Origin of the sequence: Streptomyces albospinus (assembly GCF_014648695.1) — a bacterium.
Lineage (GTDB): Bacteria > Actinomycetota > Actinomycetes > Streptomycetales > Streptomycetaceae > Streptomyces > Streptomyces albospinus.
Map to the genome: position 1 here is coordinate 3291 of NZ_BMRP01000009.1, position 16312 is coordinate 19602.

The 16312-nt window shown below is 71.9% G+C and carries 16 protein-coding genes; 4 read left to right on the forward strand and 12 right to left on the reverse strand.

Features of this window, described 5'->3' with window-relative positions:
* Positions 1–108: 108 nt before the first annotated feature.
* From IEZ17_RS14400 to IEZ17_RS14410, 3 genes are read right to left on the reverse strand one after another with little or no spacing between them, the layout of a single operon-like run.
* Positions 109–1281 carry a dipeptidase gene (locus tag IEZ17_RS14400; protein ID WP_189300135.1) on the reverse strand — a complete coding sequence of 391 codons (1173 nt, stop codon included), beginning with the start codon at positions 1279–1281 and terminating at the stop codon, positions 109–111.
* Positions 1278–1865, reverse strand: a complete 588-nt coding sequence (gene purE / locus IEZ17_RS14405; RefSeq protein ID WP_189300137.1) for a 5-(carboxyamino)imidazole ribonucleotide mutase — start codon at positions 1863–1865, stop codon at positions 1278–1280. Before purE ends, IEZ17_RS14400 begins: the two co-directional genes overlap by 4 nt.
* A complete protein-coding gene (locus IEZ17_RS14410) occupies positions 1862–3013 on the reverse strand; it encodes a 5-(carboxyamino)imidazole ribonucleotide synthase (protein ID WP_308427649.1) in 1152 nt (383 codons plus the stop codon). Before IEZ17_RS14410 ends, purE begins: the two co-directional genes overlap by 4 nt.
* Positions 3014–3186: 173 nt before the next feature.
* Here IEZ17_RS14410 and IEZ17_RS14415 point away from each other — a divergent pair, with 173 nt between their 5' ends.
* Together IEZ17_RS14415 and IEZ17_RS14420 are read left to right on the forward strand one after the other, a co-directional pair.
* The gene (locus IEZ17_RS14415) at positions 3187–3627 is read left to right on the forward strand and encodes a protease inhibitor I42 family protein (protein ID WP_229852266.1); all 441 of its coding nucleotides are present in this window, start codon (positions 3187–3189) and stop codon (positions 3625–3627) included.
* Positions 3628–3728: 101 nt separating this feature from the next.
* Positions 3729–4235, forward strand: coding sequence for a GtrA family protein (locus IEZ17_RS14420; RefSeq protein WP_189300139.1), 507 nt, complete (start codon positions 3729–3731; stop codon positions 4233–4235).
* Between the two features lie 11 nt (positions 4236–4246).
* On the opposite strand, the gene IEZ17_RS14425 is transcribed toward IEZ17_RS14420, so the two are convergent.
* Entirely contained in the window at positions 4247–5494 is a 1248-nt protein-coding gene (locus IEZ17_RS14425; protein WP_189300141.1) for a sensor histidine kinase, read from the reverse strand.
* A gap of 6 nt (positions 5495–5500) precedes the next feature.
* Positions 5501–6181 carry a response regulator transcription factor gene (locus tag IEZ17_RS14430; protein WP_030086430.1) on the reverse strand — a complete coding sequence of 227 codons (681 nt, stop codon included), beginning with the start codon at positions 6179–6181 and terminating at the stop codon, positions 5501–5503.
* A gap of 494 nt (positions 6182–6675) precedes the next feature.
* On the opposite strand from IEZ17_RS14430, the gene IEZ17_RS14435 reads away from it, so the two are divergent.
* The gene (locus tag IEZ17_RS14435) at positions 6676–8181 is read left to right on the forward strand and encodes a peptide MFS transporter (RefSeq protein WP_189300143.1); all 1506 of its coding nucleotides are present in this window, start codon (positions 6676–6678) and stop codon (positions 8179–8181) included.
* A gap of 82 nt (positions 8182–8263) precedes the next feature.
* Here IEZ17_RS14435 and IEZ17_RS14440 read toward each other — a convergent pair whose 3' ends face one another.
* The 6 genes from IEZ17_RS14440 to IEZ17_RS14465 form a co-directional block, all read right to left on the reverse strand.
* Positions 8264–9679, reverse strand: a complete 1416-nt coding sequence (locus tag IEZ17_RS14440; protein ID WP_189300145.1) for a hypothetical protein — start codon at positions 9677–9679, stop codon at positions 8264–8266.
* Positions 9679–10833, reverse strand: coding sequence for a hypothetical protein (locus IEZ17_RS14445; protein ID WP_373299817.1), 1155 nt, complete (start codon positions 10831–10833; stop codon positions 9679–9681). Before IEZ17_RS14445 ends, IEZ17_RS14440 begins: the two co-directional genes overlap by 1 nt.
* A complete protein-coding gene (locus IEZ17_RS14450; protein ID WP_189300147.1) occupies positions 10830–11798 on the reverse strand; it encodes a COG1470 family protein in 969 nt (322 codons plus the stop codon). The genes IEZ17_RS14445 and IEZ17_RS14450 overlap by 4 nt, the downstream gene beginning before the upstream one ends.
* A 19-nt stretch (positions 11799–11817) precedes the next feature.
* Positions 11818–12537 (reverse strand): LPXTG cell wall anchor domain-containing protein, encoded by a 720-nt coding sequence (locus tag IEZ17_RS14455; protein WP_189300477.1) that lies wholly within the window; start codon positions 12535–12537, stop codon positions 11818–11820.
* 211 nt (positions 12538–12748) lie between these two features.
* Positions 12749–13252 carry an ATP-binding protein gene (locus IEZ17_RS14460; protein ID WP_189300149.1) on the reverse strand — a complete coding sequence of 168 codons (504 nt, stop codon included), beginning with the start codon at positions 13250–13252 and terminating at the stop codon, positions 12749–12751.
* Positions 13253–13424: 172 nt separating this feature from the next.
* Complete coding sequence (locus IEZ17_RS14465) at positions 13425–13793, reverse strand: STAS domain-containing protein (protein WP_039635822.1); 369 nt, start codon at positions 13791–13793, stop codon at positions 13425–13427.
* 270 nt (positions 13794–14063) lie between these two features.
* Between IEZ17_RS14465 and IEZ17_RS14470 the strand changes: the two genes are divergently transcribed.
* The gene (locus IEZ17_RS14470; protein ID WP_189300151.1) at positions 14064–15002 is read left to right on the forward strand and encodes an RNA polymerase sigma factor SigF; all 939 of its coding nucleotides are present in this window, start codon (positions 14064–14066) and stop codon (positions 15000–15002) included.
* 103 nt (positions 15003–15105) lie between these two features.
* On the opposite strand, the gene hutI is transcribed toward IEZ17_RS14470, so the two are convergent.
* On the reverse strand, positions 15106–16287 hold the full coding sequence (hutI, locus tag IEZ17_RS14475; protein ID WP_189300152.1) for an imidazolonepropionase: 1182 nt from the start codon (positions 16285–16287) through the stop codon (positions 15106–15108).
* Between the last annotated feature and the right edge of the window lie 25 nt (positions 16288–16312).

The following is a 16312-nucleotide window of genomic DNA, read 5'->3' on the forward strand; positions in this document are numbered from 1 at the left end:
CACCGCACCCCGAAAGCCCCGCGCAGCGGACAACACCCCGCGCCGAAGGCGCAAACACGCGCACCCCCACGGCGGGAAAGCCGACAACGCGGGGGCGGCCCCATCGGCTCAGATGGTCACGTTGGACGGCCCCCGCAGCTTCCGTTCAGCGCGGGACACGTCTTCCGCCGCGCGGAGTGCGCGGACCGCGTTCTGCCAGGTCAGCTTGGCCAGGTCGGCCTTGGACCACTTGCGGTCGAGCAGTTCGGCGATGAGGTTGGGGTAGCCCGCGACGTCGGCGAGGTCGGCGGGGGTGAAGGCGGTGCCGTCGAAGTCGCCGCCGATGCCGATGTGGTCGATGCCGGCGACCTCGCGCATGTGGTCGAGGTGGTCGGCGACCGTGGCCGCGGTGGCCGTCGGCCGCGGGTTGGCGGCCTCGAAGGCGCGCTGGACCGCCATGCCCGCCTCGGTGGTGTCGAGGTGGTGCAGGCCGTGCGCGCGCATGTTCTCGTCGGCGCGCAGCGTCCATGCGACGGCGGCGGGCAGCACGAACTTCGGGACGAAGGTGGCCATCGCGACGCCGCCGTTGGCGGGCAGTTGGGCCAGGACGTCGTCGGGGATGTTGCGCGGGTGGTCGCAGACGGCGCGGGCGGAGGAGTGCGAGAAGATCACCGGCGCGGTGCTGACGCGGAGCGCGTCGCGCATGGTGTCCGGGGAGACGTGCGAGAGGTCGACGAGCATCCCGCAGCGGTTCATCTCGCGGACGACCTCTTCGCCGAACGCCGACAGGCCGTGGTGGCGCGGCTCGTCGGTCGCCGAGTCCGCCCAGTCGTTGTTGTCGTTGTGGGTCAGCGTCATGTAGCGGACGCCGAGGTCGTGGAACGCGCGCAGGGTGGCGAGCGAGTTGTTGATGGAGTGGCCGCCCTCGGCGCCCATGAGGGAGGCGATGCGGCCTTCCGCCCGTGCCGCCTCCATGTCGTCGGCGGTCCGCGCGGGCGCCAGGTCGGCGGCGTAGCGGTCCGTCAACTGCCGTACCACGTCGATCTGTTCGAGGGTGGCGCTGACGGCGTGGTCGCCGGTGTAGTCGGAGCGGACGTACACCGACCAGAACTGCGCGCCGACCCCGCCGGCGCGCAGCCGCGGGATGTCGGTGTGCAGGCTGGCGCTCTGGTCGGTGGCGACATCGCGCCGGTCGAGGTCGTAGCGGACCTGTTCGCGCAGCGCCCAGGGGAGGTCGTTGTGGCCGTCGACGACGGGCCACTCGGCCAGCAGCTCCCGGGCGGCGTCCCGGGCGGCCGTCACTTCTTGCCCCCGAAGCCGAAGCCGCCGGCGTTCGCGACCTTGTTGCGCAGCCGCTTGCCCTTCTCGGTGGCCTGGTCGTTCAGCTCCTGCTGGAAGTCCCGCATACGGGAGAGGAGTTCGGGGTCGTGCGCGCCGAGGATGCGGGCCGCGAGCAGTCCGGCGTTGCGGGCGCCGCCGACCGAGACGGTGGCGACCGGCACGCCGGCCGGCATCTGCACGATGGAGAGCAGGGAGTCCATCCCGTCCAGGTACTTGAGCGGGACGGGAACGCCGATGACGGGCAGCGGGGTGACGGAGGCGAGCATGCCGGGGAGGTGGGCGGCTCCCCCGGCGCCGGCGATGATCGCCTTGAGGCCGCGGCCGGCCGCCTCCTCGCCGTACGCGATCATCTCGTGCGGCATGCGGTGCGCCGAGACCACGTCGACCTCGTAGCGGATCTCGAATTCGTCGAGGGCCTGGGCGGCGGCCTCCATGACGGGCCAGTCGGAGTCGGAGCCCATGACGATGCCGATCACGGGGAGATCAGAGGGTCGCGCGCCAGCGCTCGTTGAGGGGCGGTGGCCGGGCGACGGGTGGGCGGTCATTCTGTGATTGTTCCTCGCAGGTAGCCGGCGGCGTGTGCGGCGCGCTCGCGCACGTCGGCCAGGTCGTCGCCGTAAGTGTTGACGTGGCCGACCTTGCGTCCCGGCTTCACGTCCTTGCCGTACATGTGAATCTTCAACTGCGGATCCCGTGCCATGCAATGCAGGTACGCGGCGTACATGTCGGGATAGTCGCCGCCGAGGACGTTGGCCATCACCGTCCAGGGGGCGCGCGGGCGGGGGTCGCCGAGCGGGAGGTCGAGGACGGCGCGGACATGGTTGGCGAACTGCGAGGTGATCGCGCCGTCCTGCGTCCAGTGGCCGGAATTGTGCGGGCGCATCGCGAGCTCGTTGACGAGGACGGCCGGGACGCCGTCGGCGTCGCGGACCTCGAACAGCTCGACCGCGAGATGCCCGACGACGCCCAGTTCGTCGGCGATCCGCAGCGCGAGCTGCTGGGCGTGCGTGGAGAGCTCGTCGGACAGGCCGGGTGCCGGGGCGATCACGGTGTCGCAGACGCCGTTGACCTGGATCGACTCCACGACCGGGTAGGCAACGGCCTGGCCGTGCGGCGAGCGGACGACATTGGCGGCCAGTTCCCGGACGAAGGGGACCTTCTCCTCCGCCAGAACGGGCACCCCGGCGAGGAACGGCTCGGCCGCCTCCTTGGAGGATCGTACGACCCAGACCCCCTTGCCGTCATAGCCCCCGCGGACGGTCTTGAGGACCACGGGAAATCCCTCGCCCTCGGCCGCGAAGCGCTCGACGTCGGCGGGGTCGGCCACGATGCGGTGGCGCGGGCAGGGCACGCCGATGGCGTCCAGTCCGGCGCGCATCGCCCCCTTGTCCTGGGCGTGCACCAGCGCGTCGGGGCCGGGCCGTACGGGGATGCCGTCGGCCTCCAACGCCCGCAAGTGCTCGGTGGGGACGTGCTCGTGATCGAAGGTGATCACGTCACAGCCCCGCGCGAAGGCGCGCAGCGTGTCCAGGTCGCGGTAGTCGCCGATGACGACCTCGCTGACCACCTGGGCCGCCGAGTCCTGCGGGGTGTCGCTGAGGAGCTTGAATCTGATGCCGAGGGGGATACCCGCCTCGTGGGTCATACGGGCGAGCTGACCGCCGCCGACCATGCCGACTACCGGGAACGTCACGCCCCCAGGGTAGCCGCACGGCAGAGTCGCCCCGACTCCGGGCTTGGAGGATCCTCCGAGCGCAGACGTTCGAAGATCGCCGGCCATTCGACGGTGCGGATCCGCGGCGGCGGCCAGGCCGGCCCGGAGCGAGGACGGGTGCCGGGCTCCTGCCCGGCGGAGGGGGAAGCAGGATGGAGAACGGTGACATAGCGCGGGACACCCGGCCGCTGGTGATCGCCATGGCGGTCGCCGCGCTGCTGATCGCCCTGTATTCCGTGGCCAGCCAGCTGTCCGGGCCGGCGGTCTACCGCCCCGGCGACACCGAGATCTCGGTCTCCGCGGGCGACCGCTTCACCGTCGAGGTCCCGGACGACCCCGGTGACGGCTACCGCTGGATCATCGCCGCCCCCCGGCCGGATCCGGCCGTTCTGACGGCCACCGGCGAGCACACCGACCCGGACCCGGAACCGGGCGATCCGCCGTCCCGTACCCGCGGCACCCGCCAGCTCGGCTTCCGGGCCGTGCGCGCGGGGCGTACCGACCTGCGGCTGCTGCGCTGCCGGCGCTGCGCCCCGGGCGCGGCGGACGAGCCGGGCGCGCGCGCCGTGAACTTCCGCGTGACGGTCGACTGATGGCCCGCGGCACCGGGCTCCGGCGGGCGTGGTTAGAGTGAGGGTGCGTACCGGGCCGCAGGCCGACCACACCGCCCACGACAGGGAGCTGGACGATCACCATGAGTGAACGGAGCGCACTGCGGTCGAGGCTGGCAGCGCTCGTCCAGGAGGTTGCGAAGTTCGGCGCCGTCGGCGGCGCGGGGGTCGTGGTGAACTTCGCGGTCTTCAACGCCGTCCGGCACCTGACCGAGATCCCGGTCGTCCGGGCGAGCATCGTCGCGACGGTGGTGGCCACCGGCACCAACTACGTCGGCTACCGCTACTTCGCCTACCGGGACCGCGACAAGCAGGGGCGCACCAAGGAGTTGACGCTCTTCCTGCTGTTCAGCGTGATCGGCCTGGTCATCGAGAACGGGATCCTGTACACCGCGACGTACGGATTCGACTGGGACAGCCCGCTCCAGAGCAACTTCTTCAAGTTCCTCGGTATCGGGATCGCCACGCTCTTCCGCTTCTGGTCCTACCGCACCTGGGTCTTCCGGGGGATGCCGGCCCGCGAGGCCGTGCAGACCGCGGAGTCCTTCCTGGCCGACGACGCGCAGCTGCCGAGCGGCGTCCGGAAGTAGGCCCGGCGGGCTCACTCCTCGGTGGTCTCGGCCTCCCGGGCCAGGAACAGCGCGAAGACCGGCGGATGCTGCTGGAGGAGCTCCAGACGGCCACCGTCCGCCTCCGCCAGGTCGCGGGCGACGGCGAGCCCCAGGCCCGTGGAGTTACGGCCGGAGACGGTCCGCTCGAAGACCCGCGAGCCGAGGTCCGCCGGCACCCCGGGGCCGGCGTCGGTGACCTCGACGACCGCTTGGTTGCCGGTGACGCGGGTGCGCAGCGCGACGGTGCCGGCGCCGTGCATCAGGGAGTTCTCGATGAGGGTGGCCAGTACTTGGGCGACCGCGCCGGGGGTGCCGACGGCCCGCAGCTCCTTCTTGCCGGAGCGGACGATGGCGCGTCCGGCGCTGCGGTAGGCCGGGCGCCACTCCTCGATCTGCTGCTTGACGACCTCGTCCAGGTCGAAGGCGACCGCGGAGCCGCTGCGCGGGTCCCGGGAGTTGGTCAGCAGCCGCTGCACCACGTCCGTCAGCCGCTCCACCTGGGCCAGCGCGATGGTGGCCTCTTCCTTCACGGTGTCCGGATCGTCGGTGAGGGTGATCTCCTCCAGGCGCATGGACAGCGCGGTCAGCGGGGTGCGCAGCTGGTGCGAGGCGTCGGCGGCCAGCCGCCGCTCGGCGGTCAGCATGCGGGCGATCCGCTCGGCGCTGGCGTCCAGCACATCGGCGACCCGGTCCAGCTCCTGGACGCCGTAGCGGCGGTGGCGGGGGCGGGGGTCGCCGGAACCCAGCCGCTCGGCGGTCTCCGCAAGGTCGGTGAGCGGCGCGGTCAGCCGGCGGGCCTGGCGGATGGCCAGCACCACCGCCGCGAGGATCGCGAGGAGGGCGACGGCCAGGATGACCAGCAGCGTCCGGCCGATCTCCGCACTGACCGTGGAGCGGGACTCCTGGACGACGACCGACTCGCCCTGGTCACCGTGCACCTCCGACTCGATCACGTCGCCGGTCGGCCGGGTCCCGATCTCGATCTTCGCCTTGCCGGGCACCTTGATCTGGGCGTACCGGTTGGCGGTGATCTGCTCGGAGAGGACGTCCGGGGTGATCTTCTCGTTGCTGCCGAGCCGGCTCTCCACTATCCCGACCAGCCGGACCGCCTCGGACTGCACGCTCTCCTGCGCGCCGTCCTGGATCGTGCGGGTCTCGACGATCACCAGGGAGACGCCGAAGACGGCGATGACGACGAGCACCACGGCGAGCGTGGAGTTGATCAGTCGGCGGCGCACGGGCCCCTAGCTCTTTTCGAAGCGGAAGCCGACCCCGCGCACGGTGGCGATGTAGCGGGGGTTGGCGGCGTCATCCCCGAGCTTCTTGCGGAGCCAGGAGATGTGCATGTCCAGCGTCTTCGTGGACGACCACCAGGTGGTGTCCCAGACCTCGCGCATCAGCTGGTCGCGGGTGACGACGCGGCCGGCGTCCCGTACCAGGACCCGCAGCAGGTCGAACTCCTTTGCCGTGAGCTGGAGTTCCTCGTCCCCCATCCAGGCGCGGTGCGACTCGACGTCGATCCGTACGCCGTGGGTGGCGGGCGGCTGCTGGGGCTCGGCGGTGGAGCCGCGGCGCAGCAGGGCCCGGACGCGGGCGAGGAGCTCGGCGAGCCGGAACGGCTTGGTGACGTAGTCATCGGCGCCGGCGTCCAGGCCGACGACGGTGTCCACCTCGTCGGCGCGGGCGGTCAGCACCAGGATGGGGAAGGAGTGGCCTTCGTTGCGCAGCCGGCGGGCGACCTCCAGGCCGTCCATACCGGGCAGTCCCAGGTCCAGGACGACGAGGTCGATATTGCCCTGGAGGCCGGCGTCGAGCGCCGTCGGGCCGTCCTCACGCACCTCGACTTCGTAACCCTCGCGGCGCAGGGCGCGGGCGAGCGGCTCCGAGATGGACGCGTCATCCTCGGCGAGCAGTACACGGGTCATGGGCCGATGGTAGTCCGATGTGCCGACACCGAGGGGCGGACCAGCACGGATGGGCGACAGCGGGCGCTCCGCGCGCCCTCTCACGCGCCTGAGCTGCGCGGGTGCGGTCGTACGGACGGGTCCAAACAGTTCCCGGTCCGAGTGTGACCGTTGTCTCACCGACTTCAACCGGGGGTTACTCGGACGTATGGTGTGCCGCAACGTCCAACGCACAACCACCGGGGCCGTGACGGCACTGACGTCATCGGTCCCTCGTTGTGTGCGGGTCTGGAACCACCAGTCCCGATACACAGTGATCGACCTGTCGACCGGGTCCGCCGGCCGCGCTCGCGGCACGGGGGCGTGGATCCCGGCGTACGGCCTCCCGTCGACGCCTTCCAGAGCGGTGTCGAACCCCCTGGACGTTGGGGCGGGCGGGGCGTCGCCGGTTCCGGTCATCCCCCACCCGGGCGCACACCGACCCTCGGAGGCGTCCCGAGCAGCAAGGAACCTCCATGGCGTCCAGCCAGACGAAGGACGCTGCCCAGCAGGGAACCCCTGCCAACGGCGGCAAGACCTTCTTCGGCCACCCCCGCGGTCTGGCCACTCTCTTCATGACCGAGATGTGGGAGCGCTTCAGCTTCTATGGCATGAAGGCCCTCCTCCCGCTGTACCTGATCGCGCCCGGCGGCATGCACATGCAGGCCACCACGGCCACGGCGATCTACTCCGTCTACATGGCGATGGTCTACCTGCTCGCCATGCCGGGCGGCTGGATGGCCGACCGCTTCTGGGGACCCCGCAAGACGGTCGCCATCGGCGCCTCGGTCGTCATCGCCGGCCACATCACGCTCGCCCTGCCCACCGCGCCGACCTTCTTCGCCGGTCTTGTGCTGGTGGCGCTCGGCTCGGGTCTGCTCAAGGCCAACATCTCCACGATGGTCGGCCACCTCTACGACGGCCCGGAGGACCCGCGCCGTGACGGTGGCTTCACGCTCTTCTACATCGGCATCAACCTCGGCGCCTTCCTGGCCCCGCTGACCATCGGCACCGTCGGCGAGAGCGTCAACTGGCACTTCGGGTTCACGCTCGCCGCCGTCGGCATGGCGCTCGGCCTCGGCCAGTTCCTGCTCGGCACCCGCCACCTGAGCCCGGAGAGCAACGTCGTCTCCCAGCCCGCGACGCCCGAGATGAAGGCGTCCGTGCTGCGCAAGGGCCTGCTCTGGCTGATCGCCGCGGCTGCGCTTTACACCGCGCTCGGTGTGACCGGCAACTTCGCCGACTGGTCGCTGCTGCCGATCACCATCGCGGGTCTGGTCATCCCGATCGCGGTCCTGGTCCGCATGAAGCGCGACAAGGAGCTCACCGAGGTCGAGCAGTCCAAGCTCTCCGGCTACATCTGGTTCTTCGTGGTCGCCGCGGTCTTCTGGATGATCTACGACCAGAACGGCTCGACGCTGTCGATCTTCGGTGAGAAGTCGACCACCAACGACCTGTTCGGGTTCCACTTCCCGACGTCCTGGTACCAGTCGCTGAACCCGGTGTTCATCATGGCGCTGGCCCCGGTGGTCGCCTCGGCGTGGCTGTGGCTGAACAAGCGCGGCAAGGAGCCGAGCACCGTCGTCAAGTTCGCCTCCAGCCTCGCGCTGATCGGCATCTCGTTCGCGGTCTTCCTCATGCCGCTGCTCGACACCGCCTCGAACGGCGGCAAGGTCAGCCCGATGTGGCTGGTGGCGATCTACTTCGTCCAGACCATCGGTGAGCTGTGCCTCTCCCCGGTCGGCCTGTCGGTCACCACGAAGATGGCGCCCGCCAAGTACAGCTCCCAGATGATGGGCGTCTGGTTCCTCGCGGTCACCGCGGGTGACTCGGTGTCCGGTCTGCTGACGTCGCCGCAGCTGAACGTCGACCTGAACACGGCCAGCTCGGTCGCCGTCGAGGCCGCCATCGCGGTCATCGCCGGATTCGGTATCTGGATGTACCGCCAGCGCGTCAAGAAGTTGATGGGCAGCGTCAACTGACGCCTCCCGGCCCGGACAGCGGAAGGGGGCGTCGCACCACATCGGTGCGGCGCCCCCTTCGCCGTGCCCGGGGCGTGCCGCGTCAGCGGACCCGCACCCGGCGCCGGGGCAGGAACGTGAACACCGCGCCGCCCAGCAGGATGGCCGTGCCGGCGACGAGGCCGAGGGCGGTCAGCGCGCCGTGGTCGGTGGCACCGGTCCGGGCCAGGCCGCCGCTGCCCCCGGAGGCACCGGCCGATCCGGCCGATCCGCCGGACGCCGCCGCACCGCCCGCGGAGCCGCCGGCCGAGCCGCCCGAAGTGCCGCCGGGCTGCGCCGAGGTGTCCAGGGTGAGCGAGGCTCCGGGGTCCTTCTCCGGGGTGCAGGTGGTGGTCGTCCCCAGGGCGTTGACGGTGAGCACGCCCGGGGTCAGCGTGGCCTTGCCGGTGGCACCCGGCTTGTAGGTGCCCTTCAGGTCGGGGATCTCGATGGGGTCGCCGGACTTGATCGGCTTGCTGTTGGCGGGCCCCTCGGTCGTCACCGACCCCTTGTCCGCGCCGCCGACCTTGACGTCCGTCGACGGCTTGACCGAGCCGGCCGGGATGTCCGCCGGGCTGTTCATGACGGACTTCTTGAACTGCACCGTCAGGTCGTAACTCCCGCTCTTCTTCACGGCGTTGATCTGCACCGGCGAGGTCGCCTTCTTGTCCCCGATGGGCGTCTTGCAGTCGTACGGGACCTGGACCTCGGTGCCCTTGTACGCGGTGCCGTCGGGGTCGCCGCCGGAGCCGCCCGAGCCGCCGGTGGACCCGGTGCCGCCCGAGGAGCCGCCCGTACCGCCGGAGGTGCCCGCGCTGCTGCCGCCCGTGCTGCCCGTACCGCCCGTGCCGCCGCCGGAGGACGTGCCACCGGTCGTCCCGGCACTCGTCCCGCCGCTCGTCCCGCCGCTCGTCCCGCCGGAGGTGCCCCCGCCGTCGGTCACCTTGACCGTGACCGCGGGCCGGACCGTCTCCTTGGGCGAGCACTTGGTGTCCGTCGAGATCGGCTGGTTGACGTTGATGTTGTAGAAGCCGGGCGTCAGGGTGACCTCACCGGGCTTGGTCAGCTTCAGCTTGCCCGTCATGTCGGACAGCTTCATCGCGCTGCCCTTGGGGATCGGCGGGTTCTGCCGCGGTCCCTGCATCGGCAGTTCGCCGGTCTGCGCCCCGGCGACCGTGATCGTGCCGGTCGGCTGGACGGTGTTCTCCCCCAGGTCGAGGATGTCGGGATTCTTCGACGCGGCCTCGACGGTCTTCCAGACCACCGTGATCTCGTCGCCGACCTTCGCGGTGGCGGGCGCGTCGACGTCCACCTTCGTGGTGCCCTCGATCGGCGGCAGCCCCGATATCGGCGGCGGCAGGCACTCCGTCTTGTACGACACCTCCGCTGCCTGTGCGGTACCGGCCACGGCCACGGTCCCCGCACCCGCGAGCACCAGCGCGGCCACCGAGGCCACCGCAGCTCTCCTCCGTTGCCTCATCACGCAGAACCTTTCGACGTCGGTCGTTCGGTTGATGTGGTGGTGGACGGTGCGGTGTCCGGGGTGAACCACGGCAGTACGGGAGCGCCGTCCGGCGTCCCGCCGCGGTCACGGTTCCTGGTGTGCCGGCCGGCGGACCGGATGGGGCGCCAACCGCCGCGCCGGCCGCGGGCGGCGGTGGTCCTGCGGGCCGGGCGGACGCGGTCCACGATCGCCATGCCGATGCGGAACACCGCCGTCGGGACGACCACGCAGAGCAGCACCCAGAAGAGCGTCACACCCCACGGCCGGCCGACCCCCCAGGGCTGCTCGACCAGCAGCCGGCCGCCGTACTTGAGGGAGACCAGATAGTCCCCGTGCGCCCCGGCGGCCAGCTCCACCGGGAGCCTGACCTCGGTCTTCCGGCCGGCGGGGACGGTCCCCCGCCACTGCTGGTCCTCCCACTTGGGCGCGAAGACGCCGTGCGAGGTGCCGACCTGGAAGACCGGGTCCTTGGCCGGCGCCGAGCCGAGATTGCCGACGGTGACGGTCAGTTCGCGCTGTGCGGGGGCGCCGAACCAGGTCAGCAGCCCGCTGCTGCCGGTCAGCCGGGGCTGGGCCAGCACCGCCAGCCGGCCGGAGCCGACGTCCTGGGGCAGCGGCGCCACCGGGTGCCCGGCCACCTTGAACGCGGCATCCGCGCCGGTCGCCGGGCCGGTCACGCTCGCCACATGCACCACGCAGGGGCAGGGCTTGGGCGGTTCGGCGACCGGCAGGCCCGTGCGGAACGCGCCGTCCGCGTCGGTGGTGACGGTCCGTCCGTCGCCATTGGCACAGGAGTTGGTGCCGCCGATCATGTTCTGCCCGCAGATCAGCAGGGTCAACAAGGTGTGGGGCCGCCAGCCCCGGCCGGTCACCGTGATGCTGCCGCCCGTGCCGGCCTCCTTCTGCGACACCGCCGCCGAGGGCGCGCCGTCGGCCGCGGCGGCGGACGGGCCGGGGAGGAGCGCGGGCACCAGGGCGAGCGAGAGCGCCGCGAGCACGGCCGAGGCGCGGCGGCGTCCGGGGCGCTGCCGCGTCCGGAACCGTCCGCGGGGCGGCCGGGCGCGCGCCCCTGGAGGCGCCGCGACCGCGGCTCCGGTGATGGCCGTCGCTGTCCCGCTCTCGCCGTTCACGCGCGCACCCCTGATCCCGTCCTCGTGCCGGTGCCGGTCCCCGTACCGCTGCTCGCGCCGGTCCTCGTGTCGGTCACTTCCGTTACGGCGCCGGGCGCCGGGGTCACGGAGGCCGGGTCCGTGCGGCCGGCCCGCCGGCGCCGCCGTACGACGGCCAGGCCGCCGCCCGCCGCCAGGAGGAGCACCACCGCCGCGGCCCCGTCCCGGGGCACGGCGGTGTACCCGGCCGTGGCGACATCGTGCGCACCGCCCGCCGCGGTCGCCGTGAGGCGCACGTCCACCGCGTCGAGGGCGGGCGGATCGGGCCAGGTCTCGGTGCGGTCGACGCGTCCGCCGGGCGGCAGGGTGACCGGCAGGGCGCGCCCGGCCCGGCGCAGCAGCGGCCCGAACAGGCCGTCGGCGCGCACCGCCAGCCGCGGCCGGAGCACCGTGTTCCCCCGGTTGACCAGCGTGTACCGGATCGCCGCCGCGCTCCCCTGCCGGCGTACCGACAGCTGCTCGACGGTCAGCGCGGACAGCGCCGGCCCGGTGACCCGCAGCCGCACCGGCACCCGGGACCGGACACCCGGCGCGCCCTGCCCGGTCGCGACGATGGTGCCGGGGTGGAAGCCGGGGGCGGCGTCCCGCGGCACCGTCACCGTGAACGGCACGGTCGCCCGGGTACGCGGCGGAACGGTCACCTCCGCGGTGCCGAACAGCAGCCACGCACCGGCCCCGTCCCGGGCCCCGTCGCCCCGCAGCCGTACGGTGACGGCCCGGTCGGAGGGGTTGCCGACGGCCAGCCGGTCGGTCATGGCGGTGCCCGGCGCGCCCTCCAGATAGAAGTACGGACGGTCCGCCCCGCTGGGCGCGGCGGACCAGCCCGGCCCGGCGGAAGCGGCCCGTGCGGCCGGGGCGGGGCACAGCAGGGCGGCGGCGGCCGTGACGGCCGCACCGGTGACCGCGGCGCGAGTACGGAACGGCATCGGCGGCTCCCGGTGGAGGTCAGGCCCGTTGGTGACGGCGGGTCAGCCAGAGTGCGCCGGCCGCGCCGGCCAGCAGGACGGTGCCGCCGAGGGTGCCCAGCGCGACGGCGGAGTCCGCGGGTCCGGTCTGTGGCAGCTGACCGCCGCCGGACGAGCCGCCCGCACCGCCGGTACTGCCGCCGCCGGTACTGCCGCCGGAGCCGCCGGCGGCCTTCACGTCCAGCGTCAGCGAGGGCTTGGGGCTGTTGCTCGGCGTACAGGTGGTGGTGGTGCCCAGCGCCTTGATGGTGAGGGTCGACGCGGTGAAGGTGACCTTGCCGCTCGCCTTGGGCGTGTACGTACCGCTCAGGTCGCTGATCTTGATGGGGGTGTTGGCCGGTATCGCCTCGGCGTTGGGCGGTCCGGAGACCGCTACCGTGCCGTTCTCCGCGCCGCCCAGTTTGATCAGCGCACTCGGCTTCATCGCGCCCTTGCCCAGCTCGACGGGGCTGGAGGAGACGCCCTTCTGGAAGGACATGACGAGCTTGTACGCTCCCCCGCCAGGGGTCCCCTTGATGTCGATGGGCGATACCGCGCCCTTGTTGCCGATCGGTGTCCTGCACTGGTAGTTGACGTCGACGACCTCGGCGTGCGCGGCCGGCGCGGCGAGCATCACCGCCGATCCGGCCGTCAGCGCCGCCGTCGCGGCCAGGCCGGCCGCCCGGCGCCGGCTGCCGTGCTGTGCGTAGAAGCGGGCCACCTTGAGTTCCCCTTCTCCCGGGTAGCGCACCGCCGGATTTGCTGACGGCACATCAGATGGGCGCTCAAGGTACGCCGGGGACCTTGCCGAGGGAAGGCACAGCACAGCCCAATCGGGCGGCGGCAGCCCTGTTGCGGCGGCGGGAGCCCGGAAACGACAGCAGCGCGGGCCCCAAGGGGCCCGCGCCTGCTCGCTGTTGGCTCACCCACCGTCAGGACGGCGCGGCGAGCTCCGCCCAGACGGTCTTGCCCGCGGCGTCGGTGTTGCGCACCACGCCCCAGTCCAGGCACAGCCGCTGCACGATGAACATGCCGTGGCCGCCGGGGCGTCCGGGGCGGTGCGGGCTGCGCGGCGCCGGCGAGCCCGCGCCCAGGTCGCTGACCTCCAGGCGCAGCACCTTGGCCGCACAGCGCAGCCGCAGCTCCTCGGGCCCCTCGGCGTGCAGGCAGGCGTTGGTCACCAACTCCGAGACCACGAGCAGCACATCCTCGGCCGCGGCACGCTGGTCCGCATTGCCGGCCGGCAGCCAGCCCCAGTCGTGCAGGGCCTCGCGCGCGAAGTCACGGGCCCGCGCCACGGCGCCCCGGGTGCCCGCCAGGCGCAGCCTGCGGATCTGGCCTTCCGGGGTGGCGGAAGCCGGGGCGTCGGCGGAAGCACCGGCACTGCCCGGCTCCGGGCCGACATCGCCCGGCGGGTACGGCCGGGTGGTGCTCATCAGCGCTTCACCTCACCGATTCGCCTTTTCACGGAAAACTGCCAACTGACTGATTCAACGGATTCAGGTGTCTCCTGCCCGAGCGGACCGTGAGAACACCCACTTCTTGGGTACGGAAGTTGTGACACGGACTACGTGCCCGGAATACAACCATCCGGACACCGCGGCCGGGTCAGTCGGCCAGGGCCGCGTCGAGGGAGTCGTGCACCGTGAAGACCGCCTCCGCGCCGGTGATCTCGAAAACCCGGGCGACCACCGGCTGCATCCCGGCCAGATGGACCCCGCCCCCCGCGGCCTCCGCCTTCAGGCGCGCGCCGAGGAGCACGTTCAGCCCGGTGGAGTCCATGAATTCAAGGGGTGAGCAGTCCACCACGAGGCGTGCATATCCGTCGTCGACACAGCCCTCCAGTGACTCACGCAACAGATCCGCGGTGTGGTGATCGAGCTCACCTGCGACGGTCACGACCGCGCTGGCGCCGTGATGGCGGATCTCGACGTGAAGCCGGCCCCGGCTCGCACTGCCGACCGTCCCGCGGTCCATGCGCGCGCACCCCTTGCTGCCTAGACGACTGTTTTGCATACGACACTGCTTGCGACTGCGCTTGAAGAACCCTACGCCTTCATGACGCTCGCCGGTACCCAAACAATGGGCATACCACCGAAATACGGACATCGCGCACTTGCCATCTTCAGGCAAAGCCAGGTAGGCGTAGAAGGACACATTCGAAACGGCCGGCTTTGGAGGCGCCGCACACCGCAGTTTCACGTAGAGGCATCGGCAGCCATATGCCGAGAACGATGGAGGAGACCCATGTCACCCCGGCTCGACGAATTGCGCACCGAAGACACCCGGAGCCCCGCATCGTCGACACCCCCGTCCGACCCGACCGGGCACATCCCTTCCCAGCCGCACGCCGCCGAATCCGATCCGGCGGAATTGTCCGAGATCGACGGTCTGCCCGAGATCCCGCCGTTCGACGAGGTGGGTCCGGTGGACGCGAGGGCCTTGTCGAAAACCCTCTTCGAGCGCATGGAATCGCTGGAAGAAGGCACTCACGAATACGCGTACGTCCGCAACACCCTGGTCGAGCTCAACCTCGCGCTGGTGAAGTTCGCGGCCTCCCGGTTCCGCTCCCGCAGCGAACCCATGGAGGACATCGTCCAGGTCGGCACCATCGGCCTGATCAAGGCGATCGACCGCTTCGAACTCGGCCGCGGCGTGGAGTTCCCGACGTTCGCGATGCCGACCATCGTCGGCGAGATCAAGCGCTTCTTCCGCGACACCAGTTGGTCGGTGCGCGTACCGAGGCGGTTGCAGGAACTCCGCCTGGACCTGGCCAAGGCGGGCGACGAGCTGGCGCAGAAGCTGGACCGCGCCCCCACGGTGAAGGAGCTCGCCGAGCGCCTCGGCATCACCAATGACGAGGTCGTCGAAGGGATGGCCGCGAGCAACGCGTACACCGCGAGCTCGCTGGACGCCCAGCCCGAGGAGGACGACAGCGAAGGCGCGCTGGCGGACCGCATCGGCTACGAGGACCACGGCCTCGAAGGCATCGAGTACGTCGAGTCGTTGAAGCCGCTGATCGCCGAACTCCCGCCGCGGGACCGGAAGATCCTCTCGCTGCGGTTCGTCGCCAATATGACGCAGTCCGAGATCGGCGACGAGCTGGGCATCTCCCAGATGCATGTCTCCCGGCTGCTCTCCCGCACCCTCGTACGGCTCCGCAAGGGGCTGATGATCGAGGAGTGACCCCGCGGTCGCGGCCGGCCCTCGGGGCCGGCGGTCGCCCGCGCTCATGAGGGCCCGCCCCGGATTCGTCCGGGACGGGCCCTCAGTGCGTCCGGCGCCGCCCTCAGAGGCGTACGCCCTTGTGCCAGACGTCCGTGACGAGCGGGACGCCCGGCCGGTAGGCGAGGTGGACGTGCGAGGGCGCGTCCAGCAGGAGGAGGTCGGCGCGGGCGCCCGGGCCGATCCTGCCGACGTCGGTACGGCGCAGCGCGCGGGCGCCGCCGGCGGTGGCCGACCAGACCGCCTCGTCCGGCGTCATCCCCATGTCGCGGACGGCCAGCGCGATGCAGAACGGCATGGAACTGGTGAAGGACGAGCCCGGGTTGCAGTCCGTCGAGAGCGCGACGGTGGCGCCGGCGTCGAGCAGCGGGCGGGCGTCGGGCCACTCGGCGCGGGTGGAGAACTCGGCGCCCGGCAGGAGGGTGGCGACGGTGTCGGACTGGGCGAGGGCGTCGATGTCGGCGTGGGTGAGGTGGGTGCAGTGGTCGGCGGAGGCGGCGCCGAGCTCGACCGCGAGCTGGACGCCGGGGCCGTGGCCGAGCTGGTTGGCGTGCACCCGGGGCACCAGGCCCTTGGCCTTGCCCGCGGTGAGGACGGCGCGCGCCTGGTCGCCGTCGAAGGCGCCCCGCTCGCAGAAGACGTCGACCCAACGGGCGTGCGGGGCGCAGGCGTCCAGCATGGGGCCGGTGACGAGGTCGACATAGCCGGCCGGGTCGTCGGCGTAATCGGGCGGGACGATGTGCGCGCCGAGGAAGGTGACCTCGTCGGTGTGCGCGGCGGCGATGCGCAGCGCACGGGCCTCGTCCTCGACGGTGAGGCCGTAGCCGGACTTGGTCTCCTGGGTGGTGGTGCCCTGGCGCAGGCCCTCGGCGAGGTAGCGGGCGACGTTGGCGTGCAGTGCGTCGTCGCCGGCGGCGCGGGTGGCGGCGACGGTGGTGCGGATGCCGCCTGCGGAGTAGGGGCGGCCGGACATCCGGGCGTTGAACTCGGCGGTGCGGTCGCCGGCGAAGACCAGGTGGGAGTGGGAGTCGACGAAGCCGGGGAGCCCGGCGCGGCCGGCCGCGTCGACGGCGTTGTCAGTGGCGGGTGCTTTGCTGGACGTACCGACCCAGGCGATGCGGTCGCCGTCGATGACGACCGCGGCGTCCTGGATCAGACCGAGGGGGCCTTCACCGAGGGAGGGGTCGTTGGTGACGAGCTGGGCGATGTGGGTGATGGCGGTGGTCGGCGCGGAGGTCGTCGTCATCGCGGGGGTGCTCTCCTTCGTCCGC